Origin of the sequence: Actinocrinis puniceicyclus, from assembly GCF_018283645.1 — a bacterium.
GTDB lineage: Bacteria > Actinomycetota > Actinomycetes > Streptomycetales > Catenulisporaceae > Actinocrinis > Actinocrinis puniceicyclus.
On sequence record NZ_JAGSXH010000243.1, the window covers coordinates 1 to 3,409 of the forward strand.

Consider the following 3,409-nt stretch of genomic DNA (forward strand, 5'->3'; position numbering starts at 1 on the left):
CGCCCACGCGACGCTGCCACGTTTCATGCCCTGCTTTCGTCCCTTGATTTTTTGCACCGCCGCGTCGATCGCCCGCGTCAGAACCTGCCTGTGGTCAACGCGGCCAGATAGTGCGGCAAACCGGTTCCCTCGAACCCTGACACAGTGCGCTGCAGGGTTCCGACGAGACGCAGCTGCTGCGAGCGCCGCGCGGTCAGGTCCGCGGCGGCGCGATCGAGGCTCACGCTCGCGGCGGCGCGATCCGCGCGCACGCCCTGCTCCCTCGCGACCAGGGTCTCCTGCGCCGTGCGGGCCCTGGCGAGCGCGGCCCGGCGCCGATCGTCCGCGTCGCACTTCAGCTGCCGTTCCCGGTCCGCGAACTGCGCCGTGCGCTTACCGGCCTCGGCCTCGACCGCCTTGGTCACCGTGACGTCCAGGTCCTTCGGCACCTTCTTGACGGCGGCGTCGCGCAGGTCTCTGCGCCACGCGTCCAATGCCCGCGCGCGGACCTCGCCCACCTGAGGCACCTTCACGAGCTGGTGATCCTTGCGCAGGATCAGCGCGGTGGAGTTCTGGCCGTTGAAACCGGGGTTTATCTGTATGCCGAGAAAGTCGGCCGCCGTCGCGATGCCGTAGGCGGCCAGCTCGGCCCTTATCGTCCGCCCGATGCCGGGGACCTGCGCCCCGTCGAGGCGGTGGCGGGCGAGCGACGCGGCGAGGTGCGCCTTCCGCTGCTCGTCCGACCGCCGGGCCGTCTCAGCGCGCTTCCACACGTCGAGGCTCGCGCGCTCACGGACGAGGCCGGCCAGCCGGGTGTCGCGATCGAGATCGATGCGCGCGCACTGCGCGGCGCAGTCTCGATCGATCGCGGTCCGCTCGGTATTCACGGCGGCCAGATCGCGCTGGAAGGCCTCGTCGCTGCTTCGCCGGCCGGTGAGCGCCTGCTGATATTCGCGCTCGATGTCACGTTGACCGCGGCGAGCGGCCTCGAGTTCCGCGCGGGCGGCCTTGTGGGCGCGCGTGGAATCCAGCCGCGCGAAGTGCAGCCACCACACGGCGAAGGAGGACACGAGCGCGATCGGGGCGGCCGCTGCGAGAACAGGTACCGCGACGGCGACAGCGACGACGAGAAACACGAGCGCGACGTTGACATACCAGCCGAGGCGCACGAGGCGTGGCGGACGCGCGAGGCGCACGGGCTGGGGCGGCGGCACGTGGTCGTCGAGCCATCCCCCATGCCCGCTCGCAGCGCGCGACGCCGCCGGCCGTGCGGCCGCGGCCACCTCAGCCAGCCACGACGGCGGCGCGCTCGCGCGCGTGGTCGCAGGTGCCTGCGACGGGCTGAGCGCGGGTGCGAGGGGAGGGATCCGCGCGAGTGGTTTGCCGACGAGATCCGCCAGTTCCGCCGCCCGCGCCCGCGTCGCGTCACCGGCTCCGGCCAGCTCGGCGAAAGCCCGGGACGCCGAGGGGTCCGCCAGGTCGACCTTCTGCAGGAGGAGGAATTCGCCGCCGGCCAGATGCAGCCGCCGCCACAGATCGGGCTGCTCGGCGAGCGCGCAGAGGGACGCGTGGATCACCCGCGCCGAGAACCGGTCGAGCCAGGGCCCGTAGTCGGCCTGCCTCCGGCGCGGATGCTGGTAGTTGGCGTGACCGAGTTCCGTCGCGGGCAGATGACTCAGGGCAGGGACATACATGCCGTCGTAGTCGATGAGCTTGAGTTCGCCGGTCGCGGTGACCAGCAGGTTGCCGTGCTGCAGGTCGCCGTGGGCGAGGCCGGCGGACTCCAGATCGCCGACCATGTCGGCGAAACGGCCGGCGAGGGCGGCGAGCGCGCCGGTGTCGGCCAGGTGGGCATCGATCCACGTGATCAGCGGCTGCGCCCGGATCCATTCCATGACGAGGATCGGATAGGGCCGGCCCCTGACCCTGATCCCGGACTCGACATAGCGGAAGTCGACCTTCCACCGGCCGGGAGCGTCCTTGAGTGCCGCGTCGATCTGCCGGTAGCGCTCGTGCTGGTGCGGCACGTCGCGCGTGAAGCATTTGACGGCGACGCGGCGGCCGGCGGCCGTCTGCGCGTCGAAGACACCGGCGAAGTTGCCTGAGATGACGCGCGGCAGACCGAGCTTGGTGGTCTGCACGGCGCACCCGGCCAGTTCGGGGTCCAGGATCGCGGACCGCACGTCCTGAAGCGCGTCGCAGTAGTCCCCGGACGACGGAAATCCCTTGGTGCCGCTCATGTTCTCACCAGCTCGCAGCGCACGATCGTGGTGTCGTCGTTGCGGAGGCGCCCTTGCGCCCGTTGCCTGTCGGCGAACCGGACACCGTCGTCTGCGAAGAACCCTTCCATTTCCTTCGGAAGGAAGGGCGGCCCGCCAGCCGTCAGCGTCCAGTGCGCGGCGGCGTCGGTAGCCAGGTAGAACACGTCGCCGGGCAGCCAGCTGCCGCCTTCGCGCGCGACGATCCGCTGCGCGAGCAGCTCAGGGTCCGGGTGGAGAGTCGTCGCCAGGTGCGGCGTCACGCCGAAGTCGTCCGCGTGGTCGAGCGGATCGGCCGAAATGATCTTTCCGCCCCGGGTGTGGAAGACGCAGGAGTCGCCCAGCGCGGCGAGACTCCACCTGCCTCCGCCGGAGGGCATGGGCTCCTGCGCCGACGCGGGGTGGAAGGAGAGACCGAGCACTGTCGCGTGCGCGCCGAGTTCGAGCTTGGGTTCTTCGTACCATGCGAGTGGGCGGCCGGCCTGTTCCCGGCCCTTGCGGTACTGCTCCACCACGCGGGGCCACGCGCCCGCCGTGCGTGTGATCACCTCTGCCAGCACGGTGGAGTCGGCGAGGCTGCGACCGCCCAGTGCGGCGATCGCGTCGACCAGCATGGCGGCCCACTGACCGGCCAGCATGCTCTCCGAAGCGCCGTCGGCCACCGCCAGCGTGCGTCCCTCGTACGGCGACTCGTCGCCACCGGGACACGCGCTGGCGTCTTCGTACTCTGCTTCGGTCGAGCCGAGCTTCGGCAGACGGAACACGCGGCAGCGCAGCAGCGCGCCCTCAGCGCAGGTCGGTCGCACGGGTGCCGATGTCGAGGAACTGGACGACGGAGGCGATGTCGGCGTTGAAGACGAAACCCCGGCTCGCGTCGGAGACCGGCAAGCCCTCGCCCGCGGCGTACGACTTCATATGCGGCGGCAACACGGACGACATGCCGAACAGCAGCCGGGCGAAGGCGTCCGGCAGCGAGTCGTCCCGGTCGGGGAAGACCACCGGTGTGGCGCTTCCGTTGCTCACGTGCAGGTTGAACAGCAGCACGGGGCCGTCGGCGGTGGCCAGCGACCGCAGCCGTGCCGCCGCCTCGGACGGGTCGCCGTCGGTGGACTCCCCGTCCGTCAAGTTGAGCACGATCGGCGGAAAGGACCCCGGCCGCTCCCCCACCCAGC

General features: G+C 71.2%; 2 protein-coding genes and 1 pseudogene. All 3 read right to left on the reverse strand.

The genetic code is table 11. The features are described 5' to 3' along the window. Positions 1-77: 77 nt before the first annotated feature. A complete protein-coding gene (locus KGA66_RS28350; protein WP_211472558.1) occupies positions 78-2,219 on the reverse strand; it encodes a hypothetical protein in 2,142 nt (713 codons plus the stop codon). Beyond that, positions 2,216-3,043 carry a hypothetical protein gene (locus tag KGA66_RS28355; protein ID WP_211472560.1) on the reverse strand — a complete coding sequence of 276 codons (828 nt, stop codon included), beginning with the start codon at positions 3,041-3,043 and terminating at the stop codon, positions 2,216-2,218. Before KGA66_RS28355 ends, KGA66_RS28350 begins: the two co-directional genes overlap by 4 nt. Further along, positions 3,024-3,409 (reverse strand): annotated as a pseudogene (locus KGA66_RS28360) (VWA domain-containing protein); the annotation flags it as partial. The pseudogene KGA66_RS28360 and the gene KGA66_RS28355, both read right to left, overlap by 20 nt.